Origin of the sequence: Novosphingobium gossypii, assembly GCF_050433305.1 — a bacterium.
GTDB lineage: Bacteria > Pseudomonadota > Alphaproteobacteria > Sphingomonadales > Sphingomonadaceae > Novosphingobium > Novosphingobium gossypii.
Genome location: NZ_JBNPXM010000001.1, coordinates 283,177 through 298,119, shown reverse-complemented (window position 1 = coordinate 298,119; position 14,943 = coordinate 283,177). Strand labels below are relative to the sequence as shown.

The 14,943-nt window shown below is 65.9% G+C and carries 14 protein-coding genes; 5 read left to right on the top strand and 9 right to left on the bottom strand.

The genetic code is table 11. From position 1 onward, the window contains the following. Positions 1–26: 26 nt before the first annotated feature. Entirely contained in the window at positions 27–710 is a 684-nt protein-coding gene (locus GGR40_RS01595; RefSeq protein WP_429274444.1) for an ABC transporter ATP-binding protein, read from the bottom strand. Beyond that, the gene (locus tag GGR40_RS01590; protein ID WP_429274443.1) at positions 703–1,944 is read right to left on the bottom strand and encodes a lipoprotein-releasing ABC transporter permease subunit; all 1,242 of its coding nucleotides are present in this window, start codon (positions 1,942–1,944) and stop codon (positions 703–705) included. Before GGR40_RS01590 ends, GGR40_RS01595 begins: the two co-directional genes overlap by 8 nt. A gap of 321 nt (positions 1,945–2,265) precedes the next feature. Here GGR40_RS01590 and purF point away from each other — a divergent pair, with 321 nt between their 5' ends. The 3 genes from purF (at position 2,266) to GGR40_RS01575 (ending at position 4,861) form a co-directional block, all read left to right on the top strand. Next, positions 2,266–3,711 carry an amidophosphoribosyltransferase gene (purF, locus tag GGR40_RS01585; protein ID WP_429274442.1) on the top strand — a complete coding sequence of 482 codons (1,446 nt, stop codon included), beginning with the start codon at positions 2,266–2,268 and terminating at the stop codon, positions 3,709–3,711. Then, entirely contained in the window at positions 3,708–4,445 is a 738-nt protein-coding gene (locus GGR40_RS01580) for an SDR family NAD(P)-dependent oxidoreductase (protein ID WP_429274441.1), read from the top strand. Before purF ends, GGR40_RS01580 begins: the two co-directional genes overlap by 4 nt. Before the next feature lie 77 nt (positions 4,446–4,522). Next, a complete protein-coding gene (locus GGR40_RS01575) occupies positions 4,523–4,861 on the top strand; it encodes a PilZ domain-containing protein (protein WP_429274440.1) in 339 nt (112 codons plus the stop codon). Here the strand turns inward: GGR40_RS01575 and GGR40_RS01570 are convergent. Further along, entirely contained in the window at positions 4,830–6,158 is a 1,329-nt protein-coding gene (locus tag GGR40_RS01570) for a class I SAM-dependent methyltransferase (protein ID WP_429274439.1), read from the bottom strand. The genes GGR40_RS01575 and GGR40_RS01570 overlap by 32 nt on opposite strands. Positions 6,159–6,208: 50 nt before the next feature. After that, positions 6,209–7,576 (bottom strand): cryptochrome/photolyase family protein, encoded by a 1,368-nt coding sequence (locus GGR40_RS01565; RefSeq protein WP_429274438.1) that lies wholly within the window; start codon positions 7,574–7,576, stop codon positions 6,209–6,211. A gap of 42 nt (positions 7,577–7,618) precedes the next feature. On the opposite strand from GGR40_RS01565, the gene GGR40_RS01560 reads away from it, so the two are divergent. Continuing rightward, positions 7,619–8,341, top strand: coding sequence for a phosphatase PAP2 family protein (locus tag GGR40_RS01560; RefSeq protein WP_429274437.1), 723 nt, complete (start codon positions 7,619–7,621; stop codon positions 8,339–8,341). Here GGR40_RS01560 and GGR40_RS01555 read toward each other — a convergent pair. Then, positions 8,301–9,230 (bottom strand): metal-dependent hydrolase, encoded by a 930-nt coding sequence (locus tag GGR40_RS01555; RefSeq protein WP_429274436.1) that lies wholly within the window; start codon positions 9,228–9,230, stop codon positions 8,301–8,303. The genes GGR40_RS01560 and GGR40_RS01555 overlap by 41 nt on opposite strands. A 229-nt stretch (positions 9,231–9,459) precedes the next feature. On the opposite strand from GGR40_RS01555, the gene GGR40_RS01550 reads away from it, so the two are divergent. Continuing rightward, positions 9,460–9,942 (top strand): RNA pyrophosphohydrolase, encoded by a 483-nt coding sequence (locus GGR40_RS01550; protein ID WP_429274435.1) that lies wholly within the window; start codon positions 9,460–9,462, stop codon positions 9,940–9,942. A 39-nt stretch (positions 9,943–9,981) separates the two neighbouring features. Here GGR40_RS01550 and GGR40_RS01545 read toward each other — a convergent pair whose 3' ends face one another. The 4 genes from GGR40_RS01545 to GGR40_RS01530 form a co-directional block, all read right to left on the bottom strand. Continuing rightward, a complete protein-coding gene (locus GGR40_RS01545) occupies positions 9,982–10,527 on the bottom strand; it encodes a tetratricopeptide repeat protein (RefSeq protein WP_429274434.1) in 546 nt (181 codons plus the stop codon). A gap of 13 nt (positions 10,528–10,540) precedes the next feature. Beyond that, entirely contained in the window at positions 10,541–11,707 is a 1,167-nt protein-coding gene (locus GGR40_RS01540; protein WP_429274433.1) for an RsmB/NOP family class I SAM-dependent RNA methyltransferase, read from the bottom strand. A gap of 18 nt (positions 11,708–11,725) precedes the next feature. Beyond that, positions 11,726–13,183 (bottom strand): IMP dehydrogenase, encoded by a 1,458-nt coding sequence (gene guaB, locus GGR40_RS01535; protein ID WP_429274432.1) that lies wholly within the window; start codon positions 13,181–13,183, stop codon positions 11,726–11,728. A gap of 140 nt (positions 13,184–13,323) precedes the next feature. After that, a complete protein-coding gene (locus tag GGR40_RS01530) occupies positions 13,324–14,865 on the bottom strand; it encodes a M28 family peptidase (RefSeq protein WP_429274431.1) in 1,542 nt (513 codons plus the stop codon). Positions 14,866–14,943: the final 78 nt, after the last annotated feature.

Here is a 14,943-nt window from a genome sequence, read left to right as displayed (position 1 = left end):
GCGCAACGGCGGTTCCGTAACTTGTGTTAAGTAAGAACCCCATCGTGCAGACGGACCACCCGGTCCATGGCAGCGGCCAGCCGTTCGTTATGCGTGGCCACCAGCGCCGCACTGCCCTCACCCCTTACAAGCGCCAGGAACTGGGCAAAGACCTTGTCCGCGGTGGCTTCGTCGAGGTTGCCGGTCGGCTCGTCCGCCAGGACCATGTGCGGGCGATTGGCAAGCGCGCGGGCCACGGCAACGCGCTGCTGTTCGCCGCCCGACAGCTTGCTGGGACGATGCTCCAGCCGCTGGCCGAGGCCCAGCGCGGTCAGCAGTTCGGTGGCGCGGGTCTCGCATTCCGCGCGCGGCCTGCCGGTGATGAGCTGGGGCAGCACCACGTTCTCGATCGCGTTGAAATCGGGCAGCAGGTGATGGAACTGGTAGACGAAACCGATGTGGTCGCGCCGCACGGCCGCGCGCTCGTCCTTGCCCAGCCTGCTTGCGTCGATGCCGGCGATCTCGATCTTTCCGCCAAAGCCGCCCTCGAGCAGGCCGATCGCCTGCAGCATCGTCGACTTGCCCGAGCCTGACGGGCCGAGCAGCGCCACGATCTCTCCGGGGCGAACCTCAAGGTTCACGCCGCGCAGAACGTCGATGCGGACGCCGCCCTGCTCGAAGCTGCGGGTCACATCGGTCAGGCGAACTACGGGGTTGGAAACGTCATTCATAACGCAGTACCTGCACGGGATCGGTGCTCGCCGCCTTGTATGCGGGGTAGAGCGTGGCAAGGAAGCTGAACACGAGGCTCATGACGCAGATCGTGGCGATCTCCACCGGGTCGGAGCGCGCGGGCAGCTCGGTCAGGAAGCGGATGGAGGGATCCCACAGGTTCTGGCCTGTCAGGATCTCGACCAGATGCACGATGGGCTGGCGGAAATAGAGGAAGATGAAGCCGATGATCACGCCCGCCACGGTGCCCATCGCGCCGATGCAGAAGCCCGCCGTCACGAAGACCTTGAGCAGCGAACGCCGCGTGGCGCCCATTGTACGCAGGATGGCGATGTCGCGGGTCTTCGCGCGTACCAGCATGATGAGTGAGGAGAGGATGTTGAACACCGCCACCAGCACGATGATCGAGAGGATCACGAACATCGCCACGCGCTCCACCGCCAGCGCCTCGAACAGCGAGGCGTTGATGGTGCGCCAGTCCGTGACGACGGCGCGTCCCTGAAGCTGGCGGGACAGCGGTGCAAGAATCTGGCCGACACGGTCGGGATTGTCGGTGGTGACCTCGATCATGCCGATCGAATCGCCCGTCAGCAGCAGCGTCTGCGCGTCCTTGATCGGCATGACGACAAAGCTGTTGTCATAGTCGTAGACGCCGATCTCGAAGATCGCCGCCACCCGGTAGGCGACCGATCGCGGCACCGTCCCGAACGGGGTGGAGCGGCCCAGCGGGTTGAGCACGGTGATGACATCGCCCACCTGCACGCCCAGGTTCTGCGCCAGTTGCGTGCCGATCGCGACCGTGTCCGAACCGGGGCGAACTTCCGCAAGGTTGCCCGCCTTCACCTTGTCCGAGATGCGGTTGATGTCCTCGCCCGTCTGGCCGCGCACCTGCACGCCTTCGACCCGTCCGTTGAACGTCACCACCAACGGCTGGTCGATCAGCGGAGAAGCATGGACGACGCCCGGCGTCTTGCGCACGTCAGCCAGCACGCCTTCCCAGTTGTCGAGCCGACCGCCGTAGGCCTGGATGATCCCATGGCCGTTGAGGTTGACGATCTTGTCGAAAAGCTCGGCGCGAAAGCCGTTCATCACGCTCATGACAATGACCAGCGCGGCAACGCCCAGCATCACCGCGACAAGGCTGATGCCGGCGACCAGCGCGATGAAGCGCTCACCCTTGCCGGGCAGCATGTAGCGCTTGGCGATGGTCCATTCAAAAGGGGATAGGATCAAGCGAGGAAGTCCGTCTTGAAGAGATGCAGGAGGCATTAGGGGGCGGCGGAGCGACTGGCAAGGTTGCGCCGAGGGCGCAAGGCTCTCGACAGGCTCAGGCTGAGCGGGAACAAAGCAGATGCGTTCAGGTTCCGCTTCAAACTCCGCTTGCACTGCGCTTGTCAAAGCCATCTTGCGCAAGGGACAGCCGTCATTCTCCCGTCACAACGCGGGCGCACATAACGCCGCGTCCGGCGGACTGTTCCTTCCCCCTTGCTTTTCGACGCGATCGCAGCCAAATGCGCCTCGCGTTGAGACGCGCCAGCGGGCTGGAAAAACACCATGAACATGACACACCCCTTCCTTGATGCCGACGGGGACAAACTGCGCGAAGAGTGCGGTATCTTCGGCGTCATCGGTGCGAACGAAGCTGCGGCGATCACTGCCGCCGGACTTCATTCCCTCCAGCATCGCGGGCAGGAGGCGGTGGGCATCACCAGCTTCTCGGGGGCTGAATTCCACTCCCACCGCGGCATCGGCCATGTTGCGCAGGTGTTCAGCCAGAAGGAAGTGGACACCCTGCCCGGCTCGATGGCGTCGGGTCATGTGCGCTACGCCACCACCGGCGGTTCGGGTCTGCGCAACGTCCAGCCGCTGTTCGCCGACCTTGCGGCGGGCGGTTTCTCCATCGCCCACAACGGCAACATTTCCAACGCGATGACGCTGAAACGCGACCTCGTGTCCAAGGGTTCGATCTTCCAATCGACCTCGGACACCGAGGTCATCATTCACCTCGTCGCCACCAGCCGCTATCCCACGCTGCTCGACCGCTTCGTCGATGCGCTGCGCATGGTCGAGGGCGCCTATTCGCTGATCTGCACAACGGCAGAAGGCATGATCGCGTGCCGTGACCCACTGGGCATCCGCCCTCTGGTGATGGGCCGCATCGGCGACGCCACCGTTTTCGCATCCGAAACCGTGGCATTCGACGTCATCGGTGCCGAGTTCGTCCGCTCGATCGAACCGGGCGAACTGGTGCAGGTCGATCATAAGGGCACGATTTCCAGCCACCGCCCGTTCGGCAACCCCTCGCCGCGCCCGTGCATCTTCGAGCATGTCTACTTCTCGCGCCCCGATTCGGTCATGGATGGCCGCTCGGTCTACCAGGTGCGCAAGCAGATCGGCATGGAACTGGCCAAGGAAGCCTTCGCCGACGCCGACGTGGTGATCCCGGTGCCAGACAGCGGCGTCCCCGCCGCCATCGGCTATGCGCAGCAGTCCGGCATCCCGTTCGAACTGGGCATCATCCGCTCGCACTACGTGGGCCGCACCTTCATCCAGCCCGGTGACGCCGCGCGCCATGCCGACGTCAAGCGCAAGCACAACGCAAACCGCGCCATCGTCGAAGGCAAGCGCATCATCCTCATCGACGATTCGATCGTGCGCGGCACGACCTCGAAGAAGATCGTCGAGATGATGCGCGATGCCGGCGCTGCCGAAGTGCACATGCGCATCGCCAGCCCGCCGACCGAAAACTCGTGCTTCTACGGCGTCGACACGCCTGAACGTTCCAAGCTGCTCGCCGCGACCATGGATACGGAAGCGATGGCTGACTTCATCAAGGCAGACAGTCTTGCCTTCGTCTCCATCGACGGCCTGTACCGTGCGGTCGGAGAGGAAAAGCGCGCCAAGAAGTGCCCGCAGTTCTGCGACGCCTGCTTCACCGGCGATTATCCGACGAAGCTGACCGACTTCACGGACCGTTTCGCGGAACTGAACGCCGCATGAGTTCCGGGGGCATGATGTTCGCGGATCAGGTCGCTCTGGTCACTGGCGCCAGCCGTGGCATCGGCGAGGCCACGGCAGTCTCACTGGCGGCGCAGGGTGCGCACGTCGTCCTGACGGGCCGTGATACCAAGGCGCTGGAACGGGTCGAAGAGCGCATCTACGAAGCGGGCGGCTCTGCCACCATCGCGCCTGTCGATCTTGTGGAGCCGGATGGCATCGCCCGCCTTGCCAGCGCCATACAGGACCGCTGGGGCAGGCTGGACATGCTGGTCATCAACGCGGCGGTCCTGCCCGAACTGACCAGCGTGGCCGACATCGACCAGCGCGCGTTCAACAAGGCGCTCACCACCAACGTGCTCTCCACGCAGGCGCTGATCGCCAACTTCGATCCGCTGCTGAAGAAGAGCGCGAATGCCCGCGTCGTTGGCCTGACCACCACCGTGGCGCAGGCTCCGCGCGCCTATTGGGGTGCCTATGGCGCCACCAAGGCCGCGTTCGAGGTGCTGCTGGACTGCTACGCGCAGGAAACCGAAAAGACCTCGAAGATCCGGGTTGCCATCGTCAATCCCGGCGCCACCCGCACGGCGATGCGCGCGCGCGCCTATCCCGGCGAAGCGCCTGCCTCTGTCAAGCCGCCTGAAGCCGTGGCGGACCGGTTGACGGCGCTGCTCGGCGAAGGCTTCGCCACCGGCCATCGCGAAACGGTTAACGCGCCGGTTAACGAACCGCAGTAAGCGGATCGTAACCCCGATCTGGGACACATCCCGCTGATCCGGCGTTGTAAAGGCGTCGGAAACGCGCGAGGCCGCTTATGGATCATACCCAGCAGGAACGCTACGCCGCCGCTGCGCAGGAAGATCGCAGCGCCGTGCGCAACCGCATTTCCATCCCCGCCACGCTGCGTCCATCCGGCGCCAAGAGCCTGCAGACGGCGGTGCGCGACCTGTCGCTCTCCGGCTTTTCCGCCACGGTGATGAATCCCATCGCGCCGCGCACGATGTGCTGGCTGACCCTGCCCGGCAAGGAAGGGGCGCTACCCGCCAAAGTCGTGTGGTGGGAAAACGGTCTGGTCGGCTGCGCCTTCGAACATCTGCTGGAGCCGGCAGATCTCGACGCGATCATGACCCGCTGGAACCGCGACCGGCGCTGACCTGAGGCGTCTTCACCAGCGTCACTTGCGCCACGTCGATGCCGCCGCCCAGGAACCCGCCTTCGCAGTACATCAGGTAGAAGCGCCATAGCCGCACAAAGCGTTCGTCGAACCCGGCAGGCAGACGCCCTTCGTCCACTGCGGCATCGAAACGCGCGCGCCATTCGCGCAAGGTCCGGGCGTAATCGGGGCCAAACCCGCGCCGATCCTTCCACTGCAAGCCGCGCTGCTGCGCAAGGGCGCGGAACTCGCTTTCCTTGATCAGCATACCGCCGGGGAAGATGAAGGTCTGGATGAAGTCGGCGCTGGCGGCATACCCTTCGAAGATGTCGTCCGGCATCGAGATCAGCTGCAGCGCCGCGACGCCGCCGGGCTTGAGGGTGCGCGCTATGCAGTCGAGGAACGCTGGCCAGTAGGCACGGCCCACCGCCTCCACCATCTCCACCGACATGATCGCATCGTACTGGCCGGACACGTCGCGATAGTCCTGCTTGCGAAAGTCCACGCTGCCGCCGCTCTCGATGCTCCAGCGGCTGCGGGCATAAGTCAGTTGTTCGTCCGAAAGGCTGATCGCATCGACATGGACGCCCGCATGGCTGGCCACGAAGGCCGCCAGCGTGCCCCAGCCGCAGCCGATCTCCAGCACGCGGTCGCCGGGCTGAAGTTCGAGCCGGTCGAGGATCGCACCCGTCTTCGCAGACTGCGCCACGTCCAGTTCGGTCACGAACTGCGCATAGGGGTTGGGTCCGGGAGCGATGCCTTCGTAGAGCGCGCTGGAATAGAGCATCGTCTCGCCCAGCCACTGCTCGTAGAAGTCGTTGCCCAGATCGTAGTGCGCGTGGATGTTGCGCAGCGAACCCTTGCGGGTATTGCGGTTAAGCGCGTGGATCGTGCGCGTCAGCCACCGCCACGGCCCATGCGCGCGGCCCGTGTCCCCCAGCGCGATGGCATTGTCCATGAACAGCGCGAACAGCGGCACGGGATCGGAACTGTCCCATTCGCCCAGATCCCAGGCCTGATACCAGCCCACAGACCCCGTCGTTGCCAGCCGCAGCAGCGCGCGCCAGCTGCGAACGTCCACCACGGCATCGAAGCCCGATGCACGCCCGCCCAGCAGCCGCGTTTCACCGCCCGGAAGGGTTGCCAGGATCGAGCCACGCTCAAGCCCCCGGTCGATGCGGTCGAGGATGCGATGCACCCCGCCCGACCACAACCGCGCAAGCCACTGCGATCCGACGCCGATGGCGCGTCCGCCTGCGACCAGTTCCCCACCCCTGCCCGGCACTTGTGCGTTCATGCGCGGATCATGGACTTGAAAGCGACCTTGGGCAATTGCCTAAGAGAGCCTCAGCCTGCCTTGGCCTGCTGCCATGCCGAAAGCGCCCGTTCGCGCGCGTCGCGGTGCTCGATCAGCTTCTCGGGATAGCTCTTCGGGCGCCTTGCGGCAGGAGGATCGTGGATGTCCGCGTCCGACAGTTCGGCCAGTTCCGGCACCCATTCGCGGATGTAGCTGGCCGAATCGAACTTCTCGGACTGCGTCAGCGGAGCCATGATCCGCACGAACATGTTCGCGTCCACGCCCGATCCGGCGGTCCACTGCCAGTTGACCGAATTGTTGCCGTAGTCCGCATCGACCAGCGTATCCCAGAACCACTGCTCGCCCTGTCGCCAGTCGATCAGCAGATGCTTCACGAGGAAGCTGGCGACGATCATGCGCACGCGGTTGTGCATCCAGCCGGTGTGCCACAGCTGGCGCATCCCGGCATCGACGATGGGATACCCGGTGCGGCCCCGCTGCCACGCTTCCAGATCGCGGGTGCTGCGCCGCCACGGAAAGTCGCCGAACGGATCGCGCGCATGATGGCTGCCGTAGTCGGGGTACTGCAGGATGACGTTCTGCGCATAGTCGCGCCAGCCCAGCTCGCCCATGAACGTCCCCACCGAGCCGCCCGCATCCGCCACTGCGTGCCACACCTGCGCCGGCGAAATCTCGCCGAAATGGAGGTGGGGGGACAGCATGGACGTGCCTTCCACCCCCGGCAGGTTGCGCTGCCCTTCGTAGGCTGCAGCTTCCTCGACGAAGGCGTGCAGGCGCTTGCGGGCACCTTCCTCTCCCGGCGTCCACATGGCGCGCATGCCTCCCGCCCAGTCTGGTTTGGTCGGCAGCAGGTTCCAGTCGGCCAGCTTGTCCGAAGCGGGCCATTTCGACGGCGCGGGAATGCTCTGCGGTCGCCGCTCCGGTTCGTGCGGGGGCAGGCGTTCGCGCAGTGCCCGCCAGAACGGCGTGTAGATCTTGTAGAGGCCGCCGGATCCGGTGGTGACGGACCCAGCCGGGGCCAGATAGTTTCCATGATGCAGGTGCAGCGTCAGCCGGTTGCCCACGGCTTTCTCGGCATTGCGCCACCACGGTTCGTAGTGGTGCAGCGCGTGGACTTCCGTGGCGCCGGTTTCCTCGGCCAGCCCGGAAAGCACCTCGTCGCTGCGCCCGTGCCGCAGGATCAGTCGCGACCCCTTGTCCCGCAAGTCGGCGTCCAGCCGCTCCAGCGAATGGTGCAGCCACCATCGCGAAGCCGCGCCCATTGCCCGATGTTTCGGCGTCTCGTCATCGCAGACGTAGACGGGTATCACCGGCCCCTTGCGGGCGGCCTCTGCGATGGCGGGCTGGTCGGACAGGCGCAGGTCGCGCCGCAGCCAGACGATGACAGGAGAACTCATGAGCGGCGAAACGTCCTTCTCTTACACGCGTTCCCTAGCCCGATGACGCTTCCTGCACACGGTTTTCGTATTACCCCTGCAAAGCTGGTGGCCGCCGGGCTATGCTGCTGGCTGGGGGTGTTGGCCGTTGCCTGGGCGCTTCATTCAGGCCATGCGCAGGGGCTGGACCGCGCGGGCCTGCTGTTCTGGCGCGACGACACGCTGCAGCCCTCCGGCTCGCCCAGCCTGCTGGAAACGGTGCGCGACGTCACTGCGCTGGGCGGCGTGCTGCTGCGCAATCTCTTCGCGGTGGGCGCGGTAGTGGCGCTGCTGTTCCTGCGGCTGCGCCGGGAAGCGGCGCTGATGGTGTTGACGGTGGCGAGCGGTTGGGCGGTCAACAGTGCTCTTAAGGGACTGGTCGGTCGCCCTCGCCCGCAGATCGTGCCGCATCTGATGGAAGCGGGCGGCAACAGCTTTCCCAGCGGCCACAGCTTCAACGCGGCGGTCGTCTATATCGCGATGGCGCTGGCTTTCGCGGCGCTGAGCAAGCGGCCAGCGGTGCGCCGGACGGTCATCGGCACCGCCATGGCCCTGTCCCTGGCGATCGCGTGGAGCCGGGTCTGGCTGGGCGTCCACTGGCCGACCGACGTGATCGCCGGATGGCTGGGCGGTGCGGGCTGGGCGTTCCTGGCCGCCGCCCTGCTCCCGCGCCCGGCCCGGATGACGGCTGCAGCGCTGGAGGAGGTCATCGGCAGCCCGGCACCGGCACCCGAACCGAAACGTTGAAATTGCGGCTGAGCCGGGGTCCGGTGAAGCGCGCGTCGCCGAACGTCACGGTCGCCATGCAATGCCCCTTGTCCACGCGCGCCATCGGCAGTTGCGACCACGCCAGGAACTTGCGCGCCTCCACCGTCGCCTCCCCGGCGCGGCGCACCAGCGGATCGTCCATGCGGTCCGGGATCGGCGGCCCATCCGGCACGACGGCGATGCCCCTGAACGGATCGAACCGACCGTAGGCGATCAGGCCGTTCCCCCGCCAAATCATGTCCCGGCGCCAGAACAGCAGCGGTTGCGGCGAAGCGAACACGCGATCAGGGCGCCCCGGCGTCGCCTGCCACGCCAAAGCGGAAATTCCCATATTGACGGCGATGAAGCCCACCGCCCCCGCCACGACAGCGATTGCCGCACCCGGCTTTGCTCGCCGCCGCGCGCCCCATATCCCGGCCCCCACCATCGCCAGCAGCCAGGGCGAGACGATGAACAGCCCATCGGTATGGAACCACTGCGTGCTGGCGGGAGACAGCAACTGAATCGCATAAGTGTTCTGCAGGTCCAGCAGCGGATGCGTGATCGCGCCCAGGTAACAGAGCGCCAGCAGCCAGCCGAACCGCATCGGAAGCCCGCTCCTGAACAGCGCTCCCCGCGACACCTGCCAGCGGTCGAGCAACCACAACAGCAGCGCCAGCAGCGGCGGCATGAGCAGCACCCCGCCCACCAGCCCGTGCGTGAACCCGCGATGGGTCGCCAGTGGTTCCCACGGCGCGCAGCCAAAGAACACGTCGATGTCGGGCATGTTCGCCGCCAGCACGCAGGCCGCCAGCCCCTTGCGCGTGCGGCGCTTCAGGCCCGTTTCGGCCAATGCCCAGCCCATCAGGCTGTGCGTCAGGTTATCCATGGATTGTCGCTGGTTGCATGGCGAAGCTTTATCGGGTTCGAGATCGACGATGGCAAGCCCGCCTGCGGTCATCGCCCGGCGAACGCACGGTCCGTCGCAGTGAAGCACAATATCGACTGGCCCGAATCGCGCCGTTCGGCCATCGTGACGGGATGGCCGACGCATGGGAACTCCTCCTGGACATCCGCGTAGAGAGCCGGTCCTTTTCACACTGGATTTTCATATTTCGATGAACGACTTCTCGTCCCTTCCCTACCGTCCCTGCGTGGGCGTCATGCTGGTCAACTCCGCCGGCAAGGTTTTCGTCGGCAAGCGGATCGACACCAAGGAAGGTGATTTCTGGCAAATGCCACAGGGCGGCGTCGATGACGGCGAAGACCTGAAAGAAGCGGCCCTGCGCGAACTGTGGGAGGAAACCGGCGTTACGTCGAAGACCGCCACGCTGCTGTCGCAGACGAAGGACGAACTGCTCTACGACCTGCCTGCCGAACTGATGGGCAAGCTATGGAAGGGCAAGTATCGCGGCCAGCGCCAGCACTGGTTCCTTGCACGTTTCGATGGGACGGAGGCCGACATCGACCTCAACGCCCACAAGCCTGCCGAGTTTTCCGACTGGAAGTGGATCGAGCCGGAACTGCTGCCTGACCTGATCGTGCCTTTCAAGAAGCGCGTCTATCGCGCGGTGCTCGAAGAATTTCGCGCGCTGATCTGATCGATCCGTCGTCCCGGGCCTGATCCGGGACGTCTGCCGTCAATTCTCCGAGATCGCCGTCTTGGGCGTCACCGCGTCGGCGGTGACTACGCGCGGCGACGGACCCTTGGCAATGGCGGAGGCCAGCGAACGGGCTTCCGAGCAGTCCTTGCCGCAAAGCGTCTGCAGGCGGGCCAGATTGCGACTGGCCTTTTCCGTCGCGCCCTTTTCCGCCAGCGCCACGCCTTCGCCCGCCAGCGCCGCGACGTTGCGCGGATCGGTGGTCAGGGCGACGCGATAATAGTGCAGCGCCTTGCCCTGCATACCCTGCCGGCGGGTGGCATCTGCCAACGAGAGCAGCACCGTGACGCTGCCCGGCTCAACCGTCAGCGCGGATTCAAATGCATCGATGGCGCCGTCGATATTGCCGGCAGCAGCCGCACTACGCCCCTCTTCCAGCAGCGCGGATGCACGCGGATCGAGCTGTTCGGGCGGCTGCGACAAAAGGACGCTGGAAGAAGTCGCGGCAAGCAGGGAAAGGGCAACGGCAACAGGCGTATAACGCATCAGCAAGTCCTTGGCCGAGGTCTTCGACGTCCTCATCATGGCCGCGACGCTATCACAGGCGAACGAAGCGCGCGACGAAAAATCCGTCCGTTCCATCATGGAAAGGCGACAGCCGCATGCCCTGACCCCGCGCGGTGCCAGCGGGCAGAACCGGCCTGTCACTGCGCCAGTCGGGGTGCCGGGCCAGGAAACCCTGCGCCTGATCCGCGCCTTCGACATCGAGCAGCGAACAGGTCACGAAGACCAGCCGCCCGCCCGGCTTCACCAGCGTGGCCGCCACATCGAGCAGGCGCGACTGGATGGCGGCGTAGCGATCCAGCTGCTTTTCGGTCAGCCGCCAGCGCGCTTCGGGGTTGCGCCGCCATGTCCCGGTGCCGGAACAGGGAGCATCCACCAGAACCGCGTCCGCCGCGCCGACGAACGGTTGGAGGGCCTGCATCTCGCGGTTGGCGTCGAGAAGGACGGTACGGATATTGGTAGCACCGGCCCGCTCGGCGCGCGGCGGAAGGCGCTGCAGACGTGCCCGATCGGCATCGCAGGCCACAAGCGTTCCGGCGTTGTCCATCGCGGCGGCGAGCGCAAGGGTCTTGCCGCCTGCCCCGGCGCACAGGTCGATCACCGTCTCCCCGGGGCGCGCGGCCACGACTTCGCAGGTCAGCTGCGAGCCGGTGTCCTGCACTTCGATCATGCCGGAAAGATAGGCGGCGGACTGTTCGATCCGGGTTTCGGGCGGATAGCGCCAGCCATGGGCCGCCACGCTTTTCTCTGCGCCCTCGGGAAGATCGGGCGAAGCCGCCTTCAGGGTGTTGACGCGGACGTCCAGCGGCGCGCGGTCGAGCAACGCCTCCGGCCCTTCCACTTCGCTCTCGAAAAGCCGCCGCATCAGCCATTCCGGCGCGACACCGGCGGCGGCGGCGGGTTCCGCGGGGTCGATCGGCGCGGGCGCATGGCGCGATCCGTCGAACAGAGCGGCCAAGGGCGCGTCATCAGTCGCCACCCGCAGCATTGCGGCGCGTCCTGTTTCGGGGATTTCTCCGCAGGCGCGGATGGCGCGATAAGCCAGTTCCCGCACAGCACGACGATCCCCGCTGCCTGCCCAGCGGCGCGCGCGGAACCATTCCGAAATGAGCCGGTCGGCAGGCGCACCGTTCGCCCGTGCCGCCTCGATCACGAGGTCGAGCACGTCTATCGCGGCCTGAACGCGCGCTGCGGGGGTCACGGGTTAAGCCCGCCCCTCTCAGCGCGTCGGATAGTTCGGTGCTTCACGGGTGATCGTCACGTCGTGGACGTGGCTTTCGCGAAGGCCTGCGTTGGTGATGCGGATGAACTGCGAGTTCTTGCGCAGCGCATCGATCGTCGGCGATCCGGTGTAGCCCATGGCGGCCTTGATGCCGCCGACGAGCTGGTGGATGACGTCCTTGGCCGGGCCCTTGTAGGCAACCTGGCCCTCGATGCCTTCGGGCACCAGCTTCATCTGGTCCTTGATGTCGCCCTGGAAATAGCGATCCGCAGACCCCCGGCCCATTGCGCCGACCGAACCCATGCCGCGATACGACTTGTAGGCGCGGCCCTGATACAGGAACGTCTCGCCCGGCGCTTCCTCGGTGCCAGCCAGCATCGAGCCGACCATGATGGTCGAGGCACCGGCGGCAAGCGCCTTGGCAGCGTCGCCCGAAGTGCGAAGGCCACCGTCGGCGATGACCGGGACGCCGGCCTTGTCGGCTTCCTCTGCTGCTTCCATCACGGCGGTCAGCTGCGGCACGCCCACGCCTGCGACGATGCGCGTGGTGCAGATCGAGCCGGGGCCGATGCCCACCTTCACGCAGTCCGCGCCGGCGTCGATCAGCGCCCTGGCCGCTTCGGCGGTGGCGATGTTGCCGGCGATGACCTGCGCCGAGTTGGACAGCTTCTTCACCCGTTCCACCGCCAGCGCGACGTCCTTGTTGTGGCCGTGCGCGGTGTCGATGACGACGACGTCGCATTCGGCCGCCAGCAGCGCCTCGGTACGGGCAAAGCCCTTGTCCCCCACCGTGGTGGCGGCGGCGACGCGCAGGCGGCCTGCCTCATCCTTGGTGGCCTCGGGGAAGAGGACGGCCTTTTCGATGTCCTTGACGGTGATCAGGCCGACGCACTTGAATGCATCGTCCACCACCAGCAGCTTTTCGATCCGGCGGGCATGCAGCAGGCGGCGCGCCTCTTCCGAATCCACGCCGACCTTTACCGTGGCAAGGTTTTCGTGCGTCATCAGTTCGCGCACCGGCTGCGCGGCGTTGTCGGCAAAGCGAACGTCGCGGTTGGTCAGGATGCCGACGAGCTTGCCCGAAGCCTCCACCACGGGGATGCCGCTGATCTTGTTAGCCAGCATCAGCGCCTGCGCTTCACCCAGGGTGGCATCAGGGCTGATGGTGATCGGGTTGACGACCATGCCGCTTTCGAAGCGCTTCACCTGGCGGACGGCGGCGACCTGCTCCTCGATCGAAAGATTGCGGTGCAGCACGCCGATGCCGCCCATCTGCGCCATGACGATGGCCATCTGCGCCTCGGTCACCGTATCCATTGCGGAGGAGATAACGGGGATGTTCAGGCCGATGGTGCGCGTCAGCATGGAGCGCGTATCGGCCTGCGTGGGCACGATGTCGGACTTGGCGGGACGCAGAAGTACGTCGTCGAAAGTGAGTCCGAGCTGGATATCCATGTGCGCCACCAATGTCTTCGAGGGGAGAATCGTGGCGGCTCATGTAATCAAAGGGGGCGGTTTGGGCTAGGGGGAGAATCCCGGTTTTTCGCGGGTGCGCAGCCGCAGCCCCCAAGTCACTCGGCGCACCGCGTCCGCGGTCACCTCTTCGCGCGGCTGCCCGGTGCTGCCACGGGCACCCGCCGCGTGTCGCCGTACCAGCGCCCCAGCGCCGTCAGCATCTTCACGTCGTCGCTTGCCCCGCCCAGTTCGATGGGGTGCGAAAGGTCGTCTCCGGGCCGGTGGTAATCGCCGTCGAAGAAGGCCCGCATGCGTTCGATGTCGCCATAGGCCGTCGTCACCATCACGGCGGGAATATCATGCTGGAGCAGCGCCCAGCCGTCCTGCCGCTTGACGTATTCGTTGGCATCGTCGTTGTCGCGCAGCTTGAACCCTTCGGCCTTCGCCACTTTGGCGATCTCGGGGTCCAGACCCGTCATGCCGCGTCCGACGATGGCGAAAGGCGTGCGGCGTGGGGCGATGGCCACGGAATCGATGTTGAAGGCAGCGACGATCCGCTCCAGCGGCATCGGGGGACTTTCGGCGAAGGCATGGGCGCCCAGCAGTCCCAGTTCCTCTGCCGTGGTGGCAAGGAAGTAGACGTCGCGGTCCAGCGGCGGACCCTTGGCAAGGCGGCGCGCCACTTCGGTCATGGCCGCTACCCCGCTGGCGTTGTCCACCGCGCCATTGCAGATGACGTCTTCGGCGGGCGGCTCGCCGCATTCTCCGAAATGGTCCCAATGCGCTACGAACAGCACCGCACCAGCCTGCCTGTTGCGGCCCGGCAGCTTGCCGATCAGGTTGTGGGTGCGGATCGTGGTTTCATCGGTGCTGGCTTCGAGCGAGGCTGTCAGGTCCAGCACGACAGGCGTGAAATCGTCACGACCGGCAGCTTCCTCCAGTTCGGCCAGCGACTGCCCGGTGCCCTTGAGCAGGGTTTCCATCGTCGCCTTGCCGATGAACGCCTCAAGGTCGCCGCCCAGCGATTCGTCCGACAATGCATAGCCCGAACGGCGGCGCCGCGCGGCGACTTCGTCCAGCGTGCGCTCCCCATCCAGCACGGTCAGCACGGCCGATGCGCCCATCGCCAGCAGATCGTTCTGGCGCACGCTGTCAGGCGTGTCACCATCGAGAACCACGGCTATGCGTCCTGCCAGTTCGTTGCGGGTGAAATCCTGGCTGCGGGCGCGGCCCACGAACAGCATCGGCGCATTGCGCACCAGCGCGCGCTTGCCGGATGTGAAGACCAGCACGTCTTTCGGCGCGATGGTGGCGCGGTACCCCTTGCGCAGGAAACGGGCAGTGCCCGCCTGCGGCTCGTGCGCGATGACGGTGACAGGGGCGAACCATTCATTCCCCGGATCATTGGTGCCGGACACCAGACCGATGTCGAACCACTGCTTCGCCAGGTAGCGCAGCGTCTTGGCTTCACCGTCGGTGCCGGGTTCACGGCCATCGAAATCGTCGCTGGCAAGGATCTGGATATGAGCGCGCAGGCGTTCCTCGATCTCACGATCGGCGCGGCTGACGCCAGCGGCGATGGCCGACGCGGGAACCAGCACGCACAAAGCCGCGAAGAACGCCCCCGTTCTCCACGTCCATCTTCCTTCTGCCCGCCTGCTTGCCCGGATGCCCGATTTCATTTCCGCCCATCTATACGACACAAATCCGACGGTGCTTCAAAAATCTCCACCGCATTCGCGCAGTGCAGCATTTTTCAA

Bases quoted from the DNA above. Each gene is read 5' to 3' on its own strand.
- GGR40_RS01595 (WP_429274444.1), bottom strand. From the start codon at position 710: ATGAATGACGTTTCCAACCCCGTAGTTCGCCTGACCGATGTGACCCGC.
- purF (WP_429274442.1), top strand. From the start codon at position 2,266: ATGAACATGACACACCCCTTCCTTGATGCCGACGGGGACAAACTGCGC.
- GGR40_RS01580 (WP_429274441.1), top strand. From the start codon at position 3,708: ATGAGTTCCGGGGGCATGATGTTCGCGGATCAGGTCGCTCTGGTCACT.
- GGR40_RS01575 (WP_429274440.1), top strand. From the start codon at position 4,523: ATGGATCATACCCAGCAGGAACGCTACGCCGCCGCTGCGCAGGAAGAT.
- GGR40_RS01570 (WP_429274439.1), bottom strand. From the start codon at position 6,158: ATGAACGCACAAGTGCCGGGCAGGGGTGGGGAACTGGTCGCAGGCGGA.
- GGR40_RS01565 (WP_429274438.1), bottom strand. From the start codon at position 7,576: ATGAGTTCTCCTGTCATCGTCTGGCTGCGGCGCGACCTGCGCCTGTCC.
- GGR40_RS01560 (WP_429274437.1), top strand. From the start codon at position 7,619: ATGACGCTTCCTGCACACGGTTTTCGTATTACCCCTGCAAAGCTGGTG.
- GGR40_RS01555 (WP_429274436.1), bottom strand. From the start codon at position 9,230: ATGGATAACCTGACGCACAGCCTGATGGGCTGGGCATTGGCCGAAACG.
- GGR40_RS01550 (WP_429274435.1), top strand. From the start codon at position 9,460: ATGAACGACTTCTCGTCCCTTCCCTACCGTCCCTGCGTGGGCGTCATG.
- GGR40_RS01545 (WP_429274434.1), bottom strand. From the start codon at position 10,527: ATGATGAGGACGTCGAAGACCTCGGCCAAGGACTTGCTGATGCGTTAT.
- guaB (WP_429274432.1), bottom strand. From the start codon at position 13,183: ATGGATATCCAGCTCGGACTCACTTTCGACGACGTACTTCTGCGTCCC.
- GGR40_RS01530 (WP_429274431.1), bottom strand. From the start codon at position 14,865: ATGAAATCGGGCATCCGGGCAAGCAGGCGGGCAGAAGGAAGATGGACG.